The 18,554-nt window shown below is 57.0% G+C and carries 12 protein-coding genes and 2 pseudogenes; 4 read left to right on the top strand and 10 right to left on the bottom strand.

Translation table 11 applies throughout. The annotated features are described in order from the left end of the window. Positions 1 to 42 precede the first annotated feature (42 nt). A complete protein-coding gene (locus tag G0P99_RS04315; protein ID WP_164128063.1) occupies positions 43 to 3,171 on the top strand; it encodes an AAA family ATPase in 3,129 nt (1,042 codons plus the stop codon). Here the strand turns inward: G0P99_RS04315 and G0P99_RS04310 are convergent. The 5 genes from G0P99_RS04310 to bla form a co-directional block, all read right to left on the bottom strand. Further along, positions 3,168 to 4,565, bottom strand: coding sequence for a hypothetical protein (locus G0P99_RS04310; protein WP_164128061.1), 1,398 nt, complete (start codon positions 4,563 to 4,565; stop codon positions 3,168 to 3,170). The genes G0P99_RS04315 and G0P99_RS04310 overlap by 4 nt on opposite strands. Beyond that, on the bottom strand, positions 4,565 to 5,281 hold the full coding sequence (locus G0P99_RS04305) for a hypothetical protein (protein WP_164128060.1): 717 nt from the start codon (positions 5,279 to 5,281) through the stop codon (positions 4,565 to 4,567). The genes G0P99_RS04310 and G0P99_RS04305 overlap by 1 nt, the downstream gene beginning before the upstream one ends. Positions 5,282 to 5,284: 3 nt before the next feature. Beyond that, positions 5,285 to 6,319, bottom strand: coding sequence for a catalase (locus G0P99_RS04300; protein WP_164128058.1), 1,035 nt, complete (start codon positions 6,317 to 6,319; stop codon positions 5,285 to 5,287). A 490-nt stretch (positions 6,320 to 6,809) separates the two neighbouring features. After that, positions 6,810 to 8,228, bottom strand: coding sequence for a serine hydrolase (locus G0P99_RS04295; protein WP_203582969.1), 1,419 nt, complete (start codon positions 8,226 to 8,228; stop codon positions 6,810 to 6,812). Then, a complete protein-coding gene (gene bla, locus G0P99_RS04290; RefSeq protein WP_239059668.1) occupies positions 8,197 to 9,474 on the bottom strand; it encodes a class A beta-lactamase in 1,278 nt (425 codons plus the stop codon). The genes G0P99_RS04295 and bla overlap by 32 nt, the downstream gene beginning before the upstream one ends. Before the next feature lie 175 nt (positions 9,475 to 9,649). Here bla and G0P99_RS04285 point away from each other — a divergent pair, with 175 nt between their 5' ends. The 3 genes and pseudogenes from G0P99_RS04285 (at position 9,650) to G0P99_RS04275 (ending at position 13,817) form a co-directional block, all read left to right on the top strand. Then, positions 9,650 to 10,696 (top strand): AraC family transcriptional regulator, encoded by a 1,047-nt coding sequence (locus G0P99_RS04285; RefSeq protein ID WP_239059667.1) that lies wholly within the window; start codon positions 9,650 to 9,652, stop codon positions 10,694 to 10,696. A gap of 214 nt (positions 10,697 to 10,910) precedes the next feature. Next, a pseudogene (locus G0P99_RS04280) lies at positions 10,911 to 11,554 on the top strand (IS5 family transposase); the annotation flags it as partial. 661 nt (positions 11,555 to 12,215) lie between these two features. Beyond that, positions 12,216 to 13,817: a recombinase family protein gene (locus G0P99_RS04275; protein ID WP_164128056.1), complete on the top strand. Its 1,602-nt coding sequence runs from the start codon at positions 12,216 to 12,218 to the stop codon at positions 13,815 to 13,817. A gap of 401 nt (positions 13,818 to 14,218) precedes the next feature. Here G0P99_RS04275 and G0P99_RS04270 read toward each other — a convergent pair whose 3' ends face one another. From G0P99_RS04270 to G0P99_RS04250, 5 genes and pseudogenes are all read right to left on the bottom strand, one after another. Next, positions 14,219 to 15,142, bottom strand: a complete 924-nt coding sequence (locus tag G0P99_RS04270; RefSeq protein ID WP_164128054.1) for a dihydrodipicolinate synthase family protein — start codon at positions 15,140 to 15,142, stop codon at positions 14,219 to 14,221. Beyond that, on the bottom strand, positions 15,135 to 15,815 hold the full coding sequence (locus tag G0P99_RS04265) for an aspartate/glutamate racemase family protein (RefSeq protein ID WP_164128053.1): 681 nt from the start codon (positions 15,813 to 15,815) through the stop codon (positions 15,135 to 15,137). Before G0P99_RS04265 ends, G0P99_RS04270 begins: the two co-directional genes overlap by 8 nt. Beyond that, positions 15,812 to 16,201, bottom strand: coding sequence for a VOC family protein (locus tag G0P99_RS04260; protein WP_164128051.1), 390 nt, complete (start codon positions 16,199 to 16,201; stop codon positions 15,812 to 15,814). The genes G0P99_RS04265 and G0P99_RS04260 overlap by 4 nt, the downstream gene beginning before the upstream one ends. A gap of 12 nt (positions 16,202 to 16,213) precedes the next feature. Continuing rightward, positions 16,214 to 17,632, bottom strand: a complete 1,419-nt coding sequence (gene hydA / locus G0P99_RS04255) for a dihydropyrimidinase (protein ID WP_164128050.1) — start codon at positions 17,630 to 17,632, stop codon at positions 16,214 to 16,216. Between the two features lie 174 nt (positions 17,633 to 17,806). Continuing rightward, positions 17,807 to 18,513: pseudogene (locus tag G0P99_RS04250) on the bottom strand (IS6 family transposase). Positions 18,514 to 18,554 lie beyond the last annotated feature (41 nt).

The raw sequence follows: 18,554 nt of genomic DNA, 5'->3' as shown, positions 1-18,554 counted from the left end.
AACGACACAAACGAGTCAAAGCGCCCACCTGAGCGGCGGCTTGTGTCGGTACTGTTTACCGACATGGTCGGCTACACCGCGACAATCGAAAAGCTGGGCGAAGAGAAGTCCGTTCATTTTGCACGGATGCTCTATGAAATGCTCACCACCGTTGTTCAAGAGAACGGCGGCGCGGTAAGAGGTTTTGCCGGCGACAGTATCATGGCGATTTTTGGGGTTCCGGTTGCTCTTGAAGAGGCCGGCCTGAAGGCATGCAGGGCCGCTGTGGCATTGCATGAAGCTTTTGCAGAAGCTGGCGACAACATCGAAGCGCGATTTGGCGTGCGTCCGATCATGCGCGTTGGAGTCTGCTCAGGATCCGTGGTGGTCGCAGCGGTCGAAGGAGAAGCAGGCGAACTGACGGCGGTCGGAAACACGGTCAACCTGGCATCTCGCATCCAGTCTCTGGCGCCAGAGGGCGGCTGCCTGATTTGCGACAACACCCGGCGACTGGTCGAGTGGCGCGCCGATCTGAGCTTTGAAGGCGAATACACGATCAAAGGCGTGACGCGGCAACAAAAGCTTTGGCGACTGCGGTCCATGCGAGAGGGAACCACCCGATTTGATGTCTCGGTAGGGCGGGGTTTGACCCGGTATATCGGGCGCGAAGCCGAGCTTTCCACCGTGGCCGACGCTTTCGATGCGAGCGCGACAGGGTTGCGGGCAGTCGATTTCGTAGCTGAGCCAGGTTTGGGCAAGACACGTCTGATTTTCGAGTTCCTGCGCAGCGAGAAATCAAAACCGGCCAGGATTTTCACCGGCCATTGTACCTCGGACGGGCAGCAGGTTCCGTTTCTGCCGTTCATCGAAGTCGTACGTAATTCATTCCGGATCCAGGACGAAGATGAACCAGAGGAAATCGCCGGCAAATTGCGTGCGGGCCTTGAGCGCAGGCGGCTGTATACGGAAGAGAATCTTGGTCTCTTGATGAATCTTCTTGGGCTGGTGCCCCCGGAGGGGTCGCTTGAAGGCCTTGATGGAGTTCTCGTGGGGTTGCGTACACGCGACCTGTTGCCTGCACTGCTCAAGGCGCAATGTGATATGGGTCCCGTAATCCTGCTGGTCGAGGACATTCATTGGATCGACAGCGCGTCCGAAGACATGCTGCGAAAGTTGATTGGCGGAGAAGAGTTCGTCAACCTGTTGATCCTGACCACCCGGCGACCGGAATACATGCCGGACTGGTTCAAGAATGAGGTTGTGCAGACCGTTGCGCTCAAACCGCTTTCGCACGAGGATATTCGGAACTTGTTGCAAAGCCGGTTGCAGGTCGAAACGCTGCCTGGGGACCTGATCCACGCGGTTGTCGAGCGCTCAGGCGGAAACCCTCTCTTTGGCGAAGAAATCCTTATTTATCTGGGCGAACAGGGCGCATTGAAAATCGTCGACGGGCACGTGGAATACGATCCCGACTCTGGTATTGGCGTCTTGCCATCCAGCATGCAAGCCCTTCTTTCAGCGCGGATCGAACAGCTTCGCCCCGAAGACCGCGCGATCTTGCAAGCGGCCGCCACGATCGGGCGGCATTTCGATCCCGGCCTGTTGTCCATGGTTGTCCCGGATGCAAATCAAACCGGCGCGACGCTTGAACGGCTTCAGGCCCTTGATCTCGTACACCGCAGGGAAAACTCATCGGACTACATGTTCAAACACGTGCTGCTTCGCGACACGGTGTATGAAAGTCTGTTGTCGGACCACAGGGCCGAATTACATCTAACCATTGCCGAGGCCTTGGAAAGGCGCAATGCCAACCGGCTGCCGGAAACGGCAGAGACATTGGCCCATCATTATTTGCAAACAGATCGGACAGATCTGGCCTTTCGGTACACGGCGCTTGCCGGGGCAAAGAGTCTTGGAACTTACTCGCACGATCAGGCCAATCGCTACTTTGCAACGGCCTTGCAGCTCTATGAACAGGATCCTGACTGTGCCAGCGATGCTGCTTTTGCGGAGTTTCTGGGCAATTACGCGCTTTGTTCGAATATCTCTCTTGATATCATGACGACGATCAACCTGGCCAAAAGGATTGAACCAGTTCTGAACAGGATTGGAGACAATGGCGACCACGTCCTGTTCCTGCACCACTATGTTTCCTGTTTGGTCTGCAACAGTCAGTTTCACGAGGCATTGCGTGTCCAGCGAGAACTGACTGAAATGGCAGAGCGCCTTGGCGACCCCAAGTCGCGCGCCTATGCCATGGTAAACGAGCTTTCCGTAGCCATCTATAGTGCGCCCATTTCAAACGCTGAATTCGAGGCCAAGAAGAAGGATATCGAGACGGCCTTAGCCAGTTTCGATGATGCCTATCTTCAGAATTTCTTTTTGGCCACGGTCGGTTGGAACGAATTGACGCGCGGGCGTGTTGTCGGTGCCCGCGAGACTGCCGAGCTCATGATCGAGTTCGGCAAGCGGCACAATGACCCTCGCGCCTTGGGCTATGGCACCGCGATGAAGGCATTGGTCGCAGTGGTGACCGATGATCACGACGCAGCGTTGAAACTGTCCGAGGAGGCCTTGAGTCTATCCCGAGCGGAGTTCGAAACTGCCATCGCCGAGTCTTCGCGCGTGGCCGCGCTGGTCGCGTTGGAGCGCCCCGGCGCGCTTGAGGCGGTCCAGGAATATGTCGAAAGAAGTGCCGCCGACGGCTGTACGCTGTTCAGCGGTGTACCGCAAACAATGCTGGGCGTAGGGCTCGCATTCCAAGGTCAGATTGCCGAGGGGCTGCAACAAATCAAGAATACGATAGCCATGCGCGAAGCAGAAGGAATGCAGATCGGGGCCGACTGGAACAGGCTTTTGCTGAGCGAAGTCTATATGCAAATCCTGTCTGGTGAAGGTGGTGCCTCGCTAGGCGTGCTGCTGCGAAACTTCCGAACATTGGCAGGCGTAATGATTACGGGAGAAAAACAAATCAAGGAGCTGATCGGCAAGGCACGGGAGAACCCGCAATTCGATACGGACGGCCACTATTATGCCCGAGGCGAGATGATACTTGGCCTGTTGTGCAAGGCCAAGAAACGTAGCCAGAACGCGATCCACCATCTTGAGACAGCGCACCGCCTGATCGCGCCAACCGGTGCCTCGCCTATGCTGGCCAGGATCGAGGAGGCACTGGCGGAACTGGCGGCCTAGCCGGAAAGCTGGGCCAGGTAACGAATAGCAGGCAGACTGGGCAACATGGTGTAAGCGCCACCCCGCGTGATCACGAACCTGGGAAAACCGCTGAGCCTGATATGGCCGCCGTCGCGCAAGGTCAATTCAAAGGCGCTTGTTTCAGGCACGTTTGCGCCCAGCAGCGGATCATTTGTTCCGGTAATTCTGGGGTCTTGCAGCCCAAAGTTGATCCAGTCGCACATGACCGCCTCAAACTGCGCTCCGTAATTGGCGCCGATGAAATTGCCAAGCAGACCGTGTTCGCCGGTTTCCGGGTCCGGCCCATAGGACATCCCACGTCTGACAATGCGGCGCGAATAGTTCGAGACCCGCTGCACGATAGGTCCACCACGCGGATTGGCCCGTCGCATGTGGGATCCGGCAGGGCATCGCGATGTGAGGGTATAGTCGTAGTTCGTCAACGACAAATCTCCCCTCTCATCTGAATTCGGCGACAACTCATAGGGTGTTCCATTGCGCCAACGCCCGCACATCTGCGCGGCAACCACCTCGCGCAGGGCGTCGTGACGGCTCATGCCGCCGCAGATACTCGCCTCGGCCCCCTCGGGTAAAAGTTCGAACTGCTTGGGGTGTTTCTCCAGCTTGGTCGCGGCTTCGCTCAGGTAAGTCTCGAAGGCATCGGTTTTCTGCTGCAACACCCGGAACGCATTAAAGGAACAGTCGTGAAACACCTCCTTGGGCTCTGGGATTGCGAATTCGACACCCTCGAAATGTGTGGGATAGCCCAGTAGCGCGGTGCCCAGAGGATCCTTGGGTTCGTCAACGTTGACCATGGCAGGGTCGAAGATATGTCTGAAACGCGGTTGGGAAATGCTGTCTCGATAGCCAAAGAAGACCTTGTCATCGGGCAGGTTGCGGCCCTCGCGAACGCCCAGAACGGTGAACGCCTTCGCCACCTGCTTTTCGACCGGGTCGAAATTATCAACATCGTTGGAATAGACCGACGCAACAATATGGATACGATCGGGCTGGTCGAACGGGCTCGGCCAGTTCTCAGGCGCGCTGTCGCCGAAATCGCCCAGCTTGACCGCGCGCTTTGCCATTCCCTCGGCATATTCAGTGGGAAAGGTTGCAAGCTCGCTTGCTGGCAGACCCAGGGCGCGCAACCCTTCGAACGTAATTCCTATGTTGAAACAGACCTCGGGGGCGGGGGGCGCCCAATTGGCCGAGCGTGTTATGCGCGGGACCGTCTTGTCTGTGCCATCGGCCGAAGCGGCCAGGAACCGCCTTGCTGCATCCCTGTTAGTGACTTCCAACATGAGGTGGCGGACGTTGTTGTGTTTGTAGCCCCTCAGGATATTGCCCTGGACCTTTTCGGCATCAAAATCGTCTTCAGGATTAATGTTGGACATCACCATCCCACCCCGAGTTTGTTTCTGATCTGTGCCGCCGAGTAGCCGGGATAACCGCGATAACCGCCACCAAGCGAGATATTGCGGTTCGAATGCAGTTGGAGGATCAGCGAGCGCGGGAGCGATTGTAGTTCGTGCGGCGGATCGTTCGGTTTCCGGCCGGCCTGCACATCCTGGAGGGCGAACAGGTCAAACGGATAATCAGGTGCCTGAAACAGGTCGTGCGCCCGCACCCAATCAATGAAAGCTTCGACATTCTCCTCGCAAGGATAAAGCTTGTCGCCGCCCTCTACCTCTTTCATCAGGGCGTCGAAAACGCTTCCGATCGTGGCAATGAAATCGCGGATGTAATTGCTGAAATCCCCGTCATAAACGGAGATCATACAGATGTAGTCCTCGACCAGAAGGAACCGGGCGGAATGCACGGTGCCCACATTGTCGAGACCGGAAAAAATCTCGTCCACATTCTGAGCCAGAGCCATGACCGCCTTTGCCCGCCCGATCGGCGACGTGTCCCTGAGCGGCATCAGCAGGTTCATCATCCGCTGTGTGCTGTCGCTGGGTTGTGGCGAGGGGCGCGGTCCGCCTGGCAGTTTGGGTCTGCCTTCTCGCCAGACCCAATAGGGAACGACCACATATTTGGAAAGGAACTGAAACCAGCCGCGTTCCGGCAAGCTGTTGATATACCGGTTCAGCCATCCGCCGTCATCGTTCATGCTTTACCCTTTCGCGCCACTGAAGGGGCAGGGAATACCGCCCCGCCGGTTGCTGGAATATTCGTACACATCCCTGCGGATCTCCAGGATCGGATCCCCCGACGGTTCGATCCCCGGAGTGAGATGCCAGGGATTGAAACTCAGCTTCTCGGAATGCGCCTCCTGATCTTCTGGCACATGCTTCAGGGTCAAGGTCCCCATCATGACCCGCTTGCGGTGCGGCGGCCATTGCCGGGTGGAATCGTTGAAATCGTCGCCTTCTTCGCCGATATGCATGACCAGCGAAAACCGCTCGGTGCGATCATCCGCAAGGCGGTCTATCATGTCTTGTTTCAGGTAATTGTCTTTTGGCGGCTCCAACGGATTGGTGTTCAAGACACCTGCGATCGGAGCCCATGTAAACCGAACCCAGCGTGTCTCCTCCTCCTTGCCGGTCGCCACGAAGGTATGCACCGCATGATAGGCGGCGCGCACGTAGCTTACCGGCGCACCGATCGAAGAGGCATCGATGACCGCAGGTTGTGCCCAGACATGTTCATTCGCAAAGGCGATCGCTTTCTCGTTCGGCCGTTCTGTCTGACCCGGATAGGGATCCGGCATCGGCAATTCCAAACGTAGATAATCCTTGATCTTCTGCCAGGGTGTTTCACGTTGACAGCGTTCGGGTCGCGCTGCACGGGCGAACTTGAGGAACTTCTCGGGCGTGGGAGCGAAAAACACTGGCAGCGTCATGGCAACCAAGTCGGTGGACTTGCCGTCCTTGAGGTGAAAACGCACCGCCATTCCACGGACGTCTGACCATCCATCATGTTCGTCCACAACACCCATTCCGTTGGAAAACCGCACGTCTACAGGGACGCCTTCTGGATTGGCAGGCGGTTGGAAATGCTCGGCAATGCAAAAATCTTTTGCTACTGGGGATGGCATGAAGTGTCCTGTCACCCCAACGCCAACGGTATGAACCGGCCGCTTTTCCGTACTCCCGCCTGGAATATCGAGCGCCTCAACGATCTCTTGGACAAGCTTCGGGTCGGCCATCGATTTCCTCCACGTTGACGAAACGAACGGTTGCCCGGTTCAGTCTATTATCCACCTTATAGCAAAACCCATCGTCTGAAGACTCTTTTCGGGAGTTGCCATTTGTGGACATACGGTATTCGCGGCGCAGCCCTGAAGGTCGGATGGGTACACATGAAGGTAGAGACTTCGAACCAAATTTTTAAAGAATTTGAGCGTTGGGAAGGTGAACTCCGAAGTCTAGGGTCAGGACCTATAAACGAGCGACCGCTTCTCCAGACAGCGGACCTTGGCTGAAAATGGGGCAAGGACCACAGTGCGGACTTAGCCGCTGTTCGCCGCAGAGCGCCACTAGCTTGCTAGCTGAATGACCGCTGTGCAGACAAGCGCCGCGGTCAAGGTCTTTGGGTTTAGTTTTCGCATTGGACTTCTCCTGTTGCCGATGCAACGGGTTCGGTGGAGAGTTCAATCTGCGCTGTGCAGGATCGCCCCTCCACCGAACCCGTGGCTCTTACTCAGCCGGTTTGTCGAATGCAGTTCCAGAGAGCGAGAATTCGTCGACCGCCCCGTCGCCCCGAATGAAGATCCGGTGGTTGAATCGCACGAAGTTGAGTTCGCCAGACGGATCTTCGAGCAATTCGCCGAGAGCGCCCTCGTTCGGGCCTTCTGTGATGATGAAATAACCCTCGGCCGTGTTGGCCACATTGGCAGGCGCGGGATCTGCTCCGCTGGTCAATGCGGAGAACTGGACAAACACATATTTGTCGCCCTCTTTGCGGATCTCGATGTTTTGGGAATTCCCCTTGAAGACGCCGACGAAGGGATCGAGCACAGACGGATCAACGCCCGCTGCGACCGGAGAGTCGGCCTCGATTCCCGTGAAGGCTTTGACCATTGCGTCCGAAATTTTACTGTAGGCTTCGACTCCGCGATCGCTGTGGACCATGATCACCACCGCAAAGTCGTGTTCCGGTATCAGCTTCAGAAAAGACCGCGTGCCGGGCCAATTCCCCCCGTGGAAGGGGCTGGTGACGCCGTCGTAGTCATGGACGAACCATGTCAGTCCGGTAAACTCGCCGGCCGCAGCATCGACTGCCGGCGCATGGGCATAGTCCAGCGATTCCATGGACAACAGCTGGTTCCCGGTGGCGTCCTTGCCGTCCAGCTGAAAGCGGGCGTATTTCAGCATGTCGGTAACCGTAGACCGGATTCCGCCGGAGGCAGCGGACTCTCTTATCAACGGAATGTAGTACGGCTTTAGATCACTGACGCTGCCTTCCCCGTAGATCGGCGGATGACCCCACGCGTAATCTTTGGCCGGCGGGGTGGCGTCGTAGTTGAACGATGTCGAATCCATGCCGAGCGGAGTCAACAGGTTCTCTTCGATCAGGGTCTCGATCGGCTTTCCGCCGACATGCGACACCACATGGGTCGCGAAGGTGATACTGGTGTTGTTGTACATCCAGGTTTGACCGAACGGATAGATCTGCTCGACGTAAGCCGCCTGGAGCATGACCTTCTCGCTGATCGACCCACCCGGAGGCACAGTAAGGAACCCATGGTCGCCATACCAGCCAGCGTGATGGTGGAACAGGTCGACGACCCGCGCTTTCGACGTTGCATCGGGATCCGCGACCCTCCACCACGGCAGGATGTCGACGACACGCGCGTCCAAATCCAGAATGCCCCGTTCGGACAGCTGCATGGCCAGAGTCGAAAGGAAGGTTTTTGTCACAGAGCCAATTTGAAATTGCGTATCAGTGGTAACGGGCTCTCCGGTAGTTACGTTCGTGACACCGAGTCCGGCGCCGTAGGCGTTGGGCCCATGGATGACCCCGATACCAAGTCCCGGGATTTTCAGTTCCTTGATCAGTTCAGAGGCTTCGGCGAGGACCGCATCAAAGGTCGCCTGGCCCTCTTCCTGTGTCATGGCCTGCTGTGCGAGTGCCGGTGTGACGCACAGTAGCGACGAAACAAGCAGGGCAGGTATTGGTTTCATTCGGTTCTTCACTGGGTTTTTCCTTTGCATTGGAGTCTTCGCCAGATTTCCCCTGGCGGGATAACGATGGCTCTTCCCGGAAGGTTCTGTCTTCGCAGTGCAGGATCGCACAGGCAGAGCGTGCACGGCGAAGTTTCCCCTTTTGCTGCTTCGCCATCTGCCCGAGGTAGAAGTAGTCGAACAGCGACCGGGCGACCTCTGCAATTGCCCGATCCCTGTCCGCCTCGGATGTCTCGCTGCTCTTGGTGAACACGGCGATTGCGAACCGACGACCGTCGGGGAGCGTGATATAGCCGACGTCATTGGCCACGCCCCCGATGGTCCCGGTCTTGTGCGCCACGGGCGTTCCTCTCGGCAGCAGCCCCTTTAGCCGGCCAGCGCCGGTGCGCGTGCGTGACATGACATCAATCAGGAAGTCGCGGCTCTCGGCGCTCATCGCCGTGCCACTGTCGATGGCAAGCAGGAGTTGCAGCATCGCAAGCGGCGTTGCATGGTCGCGGGGATCCGCCTCGAAGTCCAGATTGCGGTCACTGACGATCGTTGCAAGCTCCGGGTTGGTCTTGAAGGCCTCTATGGCGACCTTCATCGTGGCCGGTCCCGGCAGACCATAGAATTCGCCGATGATCTCGCCAGTCGTCCGATCGACCCTGAAATCGGCGATCCCGAGCCTGCGCAGGTTTTCGGTCACGGCCGCGGCGCCGCCAGCCAGCCCGATCAAGGTGTCGGTCGCCGTGTTGTCGCTCTCCGTGATCATGATCTCCATCAGGTTCGCCACCGAAAGCTGAAGCCCGGGGTGCACGAAGGTGTCGCTCAGCGCAGCGTCGCCGATCATCATCATGTCGGGTGTGATTTCGACCATCTGGTCGAGGCTGAGTTCCCGCCTGTCCACGCGGTCCATTATCGCAACGGCGATCGCAACCTTATAGGTGCTGGCCATGGCGAAGGTTTCATCGCCATTGAACGCGATGACGTCGACGCCGCCGATTTCCTGCGCCGCAAAGCCGATGCGCCCGGCAAGCCCCGTAGCGACCCGCTCGATCGCGGCCCCAACGTACTGGCCTTCTGTTGTCTGGCTGTATGCCGGGCCGAAGGTGGCCGCCGAAACAGTCATCAGCACGGCAATAAGTGTTTCGGTCAAAAGGGATTTTCTGGCTTTTGCGGTGTTTTCCTTCGACATTTGATGGCTCCAACTCTTTCCGAGATCGCCAGGGCCGCGTGGCCATCGCCCGGGTCTCATCGTTTAGGGCTTGTTGATTAACATGCACGAAGCCCAACCTGTTTGCGGCTCATGCCGCCTGTGTCATAAACTTGTCCCACAAGGTTAACCTCAGGGCGTTGAGGGAGCAGCAAGAATGAGCAAGAAATCTGGCCCGAGATTCACGCGCGGGATGTTGCTTTTGTCCCCCTTCGCAAGGGCCTTCACCTCGCGGGGCGGCGATATTGAAGCGCTCCTGGTCCGAAACGGTATTCCCGTCGACGCGCTGACCGATCCTGCGATGCTGTTTGACGCGTCCGCCTGTTATTCCGCGATGGAGGATATGGCGGAAACTCTCGGTGATCCGTATTTTGGCGCAAAGGTGGCAATCGAAACAGCGAAGAAGGGAACGCCAGCGTTTCGGGATTCGGCGACCCATGCTCTCAACTTGGGTGATTTTCTGTCCCGGGTGGTGGTGGAAGTCTCAAAACAGGTTGATAACGTGCGGTACTCCGTTTCCATCACACCCGACATTGTAAGCTTCGACATTCGCCGCACCGTCAAGGTGACTAGGCCGTCAACACAGTTGGATGCAGTCGGCATCGCACTCTATGTGACTCTGATAAAGAAAGGGATCGGAGAAACCTTCGACCCCAAAGACATCCTGATCACTGCACCGACCACCCAGGGGCTTCCGCCGGGTTTTCTTCCGAAACAAGCGCTCATCACATCCCAGATCGACGGTTTACGGATTTCATTTCCGCCGCACTGGCTTTGGGCACCATTCTCGCTGGACTGGGACTTAGTGAAGGCGTCACGAGGGGAGTTTGCCACAGATGGCGCCAGCGAAGCGACCCTTTCCTATCTTCGCGGAATGCTGAGGGACAACATCGCTTATCAGGATCTGACACTGAATGACTTTGCCTCGATCTGCCGCATGCATCCACGTCGCATCCAGCGCATCCTGTGGGCACAGGGCACCTCCTACAGTCAGATGAAGGACGACGAGCGCAAGAGCATCACCGAAGACCTCTTGTCGAACACGACCCTACCCATCGCGCAAATCGCTCTCGAGGTGGGTCTCTCCAGCTCTGCCGCCCTAGACCGGGCATTCCGGCGATGGACCGGTAAGACGCCGTCAGATTTCCGGGGTGATCTCCCCCGCTATCAGGCCTATCCGGGGCCGGTGACGGGGTCACGCTAGCAGACTTCGGATGCTGAAGGATCCACCAACGTGCCCGATCGCAGCGTGATATGGGAACGAACAAGCGTCTGCCCTGGAGCACTTCCGGTATGGGCTCACTGCCGTCATCTGAGGCTTTTCGTCGGATGACCGGTTCGCCGCTCTGAGCGGCCATAGCATTGGCCGATTCCATCGGCAAAGCCGTCGTGATTCAAGGGCGGCAGGAGGATTGTCCATGTCGCACTTGTTCTGGCTCGACCTACAGCACCTGAAACGCATCCAGCACCTGTTCCCCAAACCGCGCGGGGTGGCGCGTTCCGACGACCGCAAGGTTCTCAGCGGTATTATCCACGTCATTCGTAACGGCCTGCGCTGGCGAGATGCACCGGCTGAGTATGGGCCGCACAAGACACTTTACAATCGGTTTGTCAGGTGGTCCCGCCTTGGTGTCTTCGCTCGTATCTTCCGGGGACTGGCGCAACCGGGACCGGACGGCGAAACCATCATGATCGACAGCACCCACCTGAAAGCGCACCGAACGGCGGCAAGCCTCTCAAAAGGGGGACTCGCCCGAGGGCCATCGGTCGAACCAAAGGCGGCCTGAACAGCAAGTTGCACACGGTCTGCGACGGCCGCGGAAGACCGCTGACGTTCTTCCTGTCAGCCGGGCAGATGAGTGACGCCAAAGGTGCGTTGGGTTTGCTGGGCAGCTTGCCACCGGCCAAGGTGCTTTTAGGGGACAAGGGGTATGATGCAGGCTGGTTCCGGGAGGCGCTGACCGTACGCGGTATCGATGCGTGCATTCCAGCGCGCCGGGGACGAAGGAATCCTGCCGACCACGACGCCAAGCTGAATCGCAAACGCCATCGTGTCGAAAACTGACCTGATTTGGCACGCGCCTGCATAGGGATACTGACTGGAAGTTTGAGAATGTTCCATACCGATTCGCTACAAATTTGGGACCGGATTCCTACGTACGTATCGGTTGTTCCCCCAAAACTCGAACTAATTTTTGGTTACTCTGAATGACACAAAAGGCGAACTAGCCCAAATTTTGAAATAATTTCAGCTCTAAACATCGCGCGCGCCCGCAAGCACCATTGTGATTTAAAATCACGTTAAAACAATGATTTGCATTAAACTTTTCGAGCGTCAATGCTTGAACATCTCCGATGCGAATGACCTTCGCAGCAGCAACTAGCACAGGAGGTTCGAACTTGACACGCACATCTAAAGAACTTCCGACAGAACGTCTTGGGATCTCTTGGCACACATCTACGAGCCCGCCGACAACTTGTGGCCTTGACACTGAACTCTACTTGAACGCCCTCAACTCTTCTGACCTTACAGACAAGCAAAAATCTGAGTTACTTGCCGCTCTCTGGTCCATCATCGTTGCATTCATTGACCTAAGTTATGGCGTACATCCTGCTCAGCGTGCGGGCGCAGATGATACCGCAAATGCTGAAATGCACTCCCTAGCCAAAAGTTTCCTCCTTTCGGAACACCTCTAGAGCCTCAATAACGTGGGAGATTAATCATGAGTGAGAAAATCAACGACCGAACAAAAGCGGTAATCTATTGCCGTGTTTCCTCACGCAAGCAGGAAAGCGATGGGTCGGGATTGTCAGCCCAAGAATCTACCTGTCGCGACTTCGCCAAGCAAAAGGGATATGAAGTCGTCGAAGTATTTCAAGACGTCATGTCAGGAAAAGCACATGCCCGACCCGGTCTACAACGTCTCCTCGACTTGTTAGAATCCGTGGACTGTCGTCAGTACGTGGTACTCATTTACGACGGTAGTCGCTTGGCCAGAGGAATTGCTGTACACACTTGGTTGCGGGCAAAAATAGACTCGCTTGGTGCAGCCGTCGAAAGCCCAAGACAGAACTTTGGGGATAAGGCAGCAGACAGGCTTCAGGAAAACGTCGTCGCCGTCGTCTCTGGTTTTGAAAGAGAGAACATAGTCGAGCGCGCGCATAATAGCAGCGTCGAGCGACTCAAAGCCGGTTTCTGGATTTTCCAAGCTCCAAACGGCTATGAGTACGAAAAGTCTCCATACGGAGGGAAAATACTTGTTCGGAAGGAACCAGTAGCCTCCATTCTGTCTGAAGCACTACAAGGCTTTGCAGACGGCCGCTTTCAGAATCCGACGGAAGTTTTACGCTTCCTAGAGCAGAAACCTCAGTATTTTGCAGGCATTAAGGCGCGAAGCGTCAGAATAGACAGTGTGACAAAAGCCCTTCGAAACGTTCTTTACGCTGGTTACTTGGAATACAAAAACTGGAACATCCCGCTTGCCAAAGCAAAACATCCTTCACTCATCTCCTACGACACGTACCTGATTATCCAAGATCGTCTAAAGAACCGAGGCGTAGCCCCAGCTCGCAAGGATATCGACAAAGACTTTCCACTCAGAGGTTTCTTGGTATGCGAGTCTTGCGGACGGAGACTAACATCTTGTTGGTCGCAGAGTCACACTGGACGCAAGTACCCATACTATTTTTGTTATCAAAGAAAATGTGTGGAGAAGGGAAAGTCAACTCCAAGGGCATCGGTCGAAGAAGGCTTTGAGGCCATTTTGCAAAACGTCGTTCCAGACCGATCGACATTCAAGGTCGCACAGCAAATGTTCCGGGACGCTTGGGAAAACCGCCGCCAAACCACTCAGGCAGAACTTGCCAGCTTAAGAGCACAGTCAAGGGAAACGGAAAAAAGGATCAAGAAATATCTCGAAAGAGCTGTGCGTGCAGAAGATGATGAAACAGTGGAAGCGTACGAAAACCGCATCTCGGAACTGCGCAGAGAACAAGCAAAAATCGATGCTGAAATTGATAAGTTGGCGACTCCTGCATTAGACTATGACGAAATGTTCGAACTCTCCATGCGCTTTCTGTCAAACCCTTACGAAATATGGAAAAAAGGGAGCATCTCCCTCAAAAGGACTGTCCTCAGGCTTGTGTTCGCTAAGCCTCTATACTTCAGTCGAACTGAGGGTGTTCGAACCCCGGAAACCACCATTCCATTCAAAGCGTTACGCTTTCTGTCAATGACAGAAAACGCTTTGGTACGGTCAGACGAATTCGAACCCTATACTTACACAGTCTCACTGCCCCTTATGTCGTGCAGAGGTGCTGGCTGACCAATGCGAACTCGCCTCGGCAACGCCAAGATGACGGCCTTAAAAGCCAGGCAACGAGCATCCCATTCGCCGAGATGCCACCGCCAACCTCTGGAATTCCCCCTTCAATCCGGCGCTTTTGGATTTCAGCGATGAACATGGCTCAGAACCGGCGCTACCGGAACAGCACCCGCCCTTGCTTCACACCGGCCCCGCGTACACACAGAAGACTTTCTACGTCCTGCACCGAAAGCGGAAATCTGTCTCACAACATCATCGCCAAGCAAACAATTTCAGGGCTGGTCTAGAAACAACGAGGGGGGCTTGGGGGTACTCGTGCAAGGTCATGAGATCGCCCTGCCCGTCTCAAGCTGGTTTCCTTTGACAGCAACCTCCGACAAGCCTCTTTTCTCAACCAGCGCTTAGTCCACCAAGCCCAATTGAGTCATCCTGATCCGCTGACGCGCGGCCAGCGCCTCGATCTCGGCTGTGGTTGTCGATGTCAGGGCGGCGCTAGGTTTCCGCAGGGTGGGATGGGCAATGACACCTTGCCGGGCGAGAGAGAATTTCCGGATCGCCAATCCCAAACCTGGCTGGGCCTCATAGCGGATCATCGGCATGTAGGCATCAAACACATCGCGCGCATGGTCGATGTCGCCCGCGTTGACCGCGTCGACGACACGGCGCATCATCTCGGGGTAACCGAAACCGGTCATCGCGCCATCCGCGCCGCGCATCATTTCCTCGAGCAGGTACATACCGCCATTCCCGCAAAGGATCGAGATACGGCGTGTCCCTGCGTCCGATGCGGCCCGCAGTGCGGTTATCTTTTCCAGACCCGGCCAGTCTTCGTGTTTCAGCATCACGCAAGTCGGGCAGGTCTCGACCACCTGCAAGATCAAAGAGGTCGAAATCTGGACACCCGTCGCAAGCGGGAAATCTTGCAGTACAAAGGGCGTTTCACCCAAGGTTTCAGCGATATCTTGAAAGTAGTTGAGGATCTGCGCATCCGTTCTGAGGGTCATGGGAGGAGCAACCATCACACCGGCGGCACCCGCATCCATCGCTTCTTTGCTCAGCGCAGAGATCGCGGCAAGACCCGGCGCCGAGACACCGACCACCACCGGCACAGAACTGCGCGCGGTTGCACGCCGGACAACAGCGACGGATTCCTCGGCCGTCAGTTTTCCCGCCTCGCCCATCATACCAAGAACCGTCAGGCCGTTTGCGCCTCGCTCGATGTAGGCATCTACCATCCGGTCAATGCTGTCGAAATCCAACGCGCCATCGGGCAGGAACGGGGTGACAGCAATGGTGAAGACGCCCTTGGTTGTTTCGTCAAGCATGTTCGGATCTCTGCGATGCGTGTGACAGGTTCAGTCGAATTTGGCCCAACGCCATGCTAACCGCGCATTGAGTGGGTTCGACCACCGGTAAACCGGTGGCTTCTTCAAGTGTGGAGCGATACCGGGCCATACCCGCGCAACCCATGATCAGTACATTCGCACCGTCCTCGTCACGCAGCCGGCGACTCGTGACGATCATGGCATCCAAGGTCTTGTCCGGTTCCGCCAGATCGGCAACGCCGAGGCCAAGCGCCCGATCACCGGCCAGCCGGCCCAGCACACCCATGGCGCCGAATGCCCTCAAATGGCGCGGGATCGAGGCCGGAAGGATCGCGATCACGCCGAACCGCTGACCAAGGGTCAGCGCGGTCATGACGGCGGCCTCCTGAATACCAACAACAGGTAGTCTGGTCTGGTCACGCAGGGCGTGCAGCCCAGGATCACCGAAGCAGGCGATCACATATCCCGCCGCGTCTTCCTGCGCCTCGGCGAGCGCCAGCAAGGGGGCGATGGTCAGGTCCGCCTGGCGCTGGCTTTCGATGCCTTCCGGCCCCTCCGGAAGGGTCAGGCAGCGGATAGGAATGCCAAAGCTGCGCAACGGGTCGATGGCTGCATCGATGCCTTTTGTGACCGTTTGCGAGGAATTCGGATTGATGACGATCAGGTTTTTCATGCGCCGGGCCGCGTCGCCGATTGAATTTCGATCTGATAGCCTTCGGGGTCGTGGAAGACGAAGGCACGAATGCCAAGGCGTTCGTTGTCAAATAGGTCCGACAGGGAGTCCAGCCTCTTTTCCCTGGCATAAGCATACCACCCATCTACATCCGCAACCCGGATGCAAAGTTGCACCGGTTTTTCCTTGGTCCATTTGTTCATGCCACGTTTCTCATCTACGAGCCCCACACAGGCGCCAGAGCAAATGCGGTAGATCTTGCACCAGCCCTGGTCGATGGCGAGCGCCAGTCCCAGAACTTCTTCGTAAAAATGCATCGCTTGCGGCAGATCACGATAGTAGAGAAAGGTGATCGCCAATTCCGGATCCAACTTGGGTCGCTGCATTTCGTCCTCGGATCAATGAACCGGCCCAACCGGTCTGGTAGCGAGCGTGGGGCGGTCGATCCAGTGACCGCCGCCCGGTTTACCCAGAAAGACTCCGTCTTTCACAAGGCTCTGCCCACGCAGAATGACATGCTCGGGCCAGCCCGTCACGCAGAACCCCTCCCAAGGATTGTAGCCAACGTTGTCGTGCAGATCGTCGGATCCATAGATCACGGTCCTATGGGGATCCCAGATCACTGCGTCTGCGTCCATCCCCTCGGCAATACCACCCTTGCCGCGAAGCCCATATAGCCGAGCTGGGGCATGTGCGGTGAGTTCGGCAAAGGCCTCGGGCCCACCCTTGCCGCCAGTCACCATCGCGTCAAACATGAGAGGCAGTCGGGTCTCAAGCCCAGGCAGGCCGTTAGCAATCTGGTGAAATCCGGCATCCGGACCCGCGGCGAGTTTGCCGGTCTCGTCAAAGCGGTAAGGCGCGTGATCGGACGACACCAGATCCAGTGCCCCCGACAACAACGCCTGCCAGAGGGCCTGCTGATCCCGCCCGGTACGTTGCGGTGGAGAGCACATCCATTTCGCGCCTTCGAGTCCAGGTCTGTCCAGCACCCCTTCAGTCATCAAGAGATAGTGCGGGCAAGTCTCGGCCCAAACAGGCGCTCCCCTGTCCCGCGCCGCCCGGACCGCTTCTGCGGCCTCGAGCGTGGAAATGTGAAACAGCATCGTCGGCTGATCGATATATTCGGCAAAACGGCAGATACGTTCGACAGCTTCGATTTCGGCCACCCGGGGCCGGGATATGGCGTGATCTTTTGGGGCCGTCCGCCCGGCGGCGACCAGCATTTCGCGAGCCTCGGCGATGATAGCGTCATTCTCGGCATGGACGCAGACCAACGCGCCGTGCTGTCTGGCAAGCCGAAAGATGCGAAGCAGGTCTGCATCCTGAAGCTGGATGTTGTAGGTCGTGAACACTTTGAGCGAGCGGTGACCTGCGCGGATCAGGGCGGCCAGATCGGTCTCGAAATCAGGCACCGACAGATCTGTGACAGTCAGGTGAAAGGCGTGGTCGATCATTGCGCCGCGCGCGGCCCGGGCCGCGTAATCCGACAGAGTGTCGTTGAGGCGCTGGCCCTTGGCTTGCGCGGCAAAGGATATCACACTTGTCGTACCGCCCATCGCCGCCGATTTTGTGGCGGTTTCGAAAGTGTCGGCGTTCCATTGGCCCATGCCGGACATCTGTTCGATATGCGCATGAGAGTCGACACCTCCGGGCATGACCCATTTCCCATTGGCCGCGACCTCGACAACGGCGCCGGAGACAGAAGGCCCTACCGACACGAACTTGCCGTCGGCGATGGCAACATCCCCTTGGACGACGCCTTCGGGCGTGACGATTTTGCCGCCGCGGATAACAAGATCTGGATATGATGTGGGCATAAATCGGTCCCCTGTGATGCGATGCGGCTGCGCCCTGAGCATGCCGCCACCAAGCATGGCTGCATAGTACCAGAGTTGGGTGCGCTGTCGAACAAGGGTCTTGTCAAACAGATTCCAAACAGGAAGTGTCAGACAAATTCCAGCCAGTCTCGGTTTCCCACGAACCGCAGGAACTCAGGCAGCGCCAAGTTGACGCCACTCGGCGAGAGCGGCGGCGCGGTTAAGCTTGAATTTCTGTCGGTTGGTGAGGCTGCGCTCCGAGTTGAAATGGTTGAAGACCGAGGCGTGGACGGAAGCAAATTTCTGTAGACTTCGCATGCGCCGAAAGCGTTGCATTGCCCGCTCTCTTCGCCGAAATGGCAGGTGCGAGTTCTCCGCCCTGTTGTTCAGCCAGCGACCCGTTTCCTGCCTGTGGGCATTGCCGATGTCTTTCATCGCCGCGCCATAGGATCTCGACTGGTCGGTTACCAGAACATGGGGTCGACCGTGGCGTTTCATTGATTTTCTGAGGAGTTTCAATGCGGCTTCTTGTCCCGCGTCTTCGTGACAATGCTTTCGAGAACCTCACCTGCGTGATCGACGGCCCGCCAAAGGTAGTGCCGTTCTCCATTTATCTTCCCGAACATCTCATCCAGGTGCAAACGCCACTGCGGCCAGGACCGAAGCCGATCGGCGCGTTTCTTGCAGATCTCGGACGCAAACATCGGACCGAACATTTGCCACCAGAACCGGATCGTTTCGTGGCTGACATCGACACCGCGCTCGTGAAGCAGATCCTCGACATTGCGCAGTGACAGGGGAAATCTGACGTACTACATCACCGCGAGACGAATGATTGCTGGGCTGCTGTGGAAGTAACTGAACGGATCGCGTTTCGACATGCTGAGAAGCTACGAGCGCCCTGCCCGCCTAAATCGGATGC

The organism is Ruegeria sp. PrR005 (genome assembly GCF_010500245.1).
GTDB classification, from domain to species: domain Bacteria; phylum Pseudomonadota; class Alphaproteobacteria; order Rhodobacterales; family Rhodobacteraceae; genus Ruegeria_B; species Ruegeria_B marisflavi.
The sequence above is the reverse complement of the archived record's forward strand: the minus strand, read 5'-3'. Positions and strand labels throughout refer to the sequence as shown.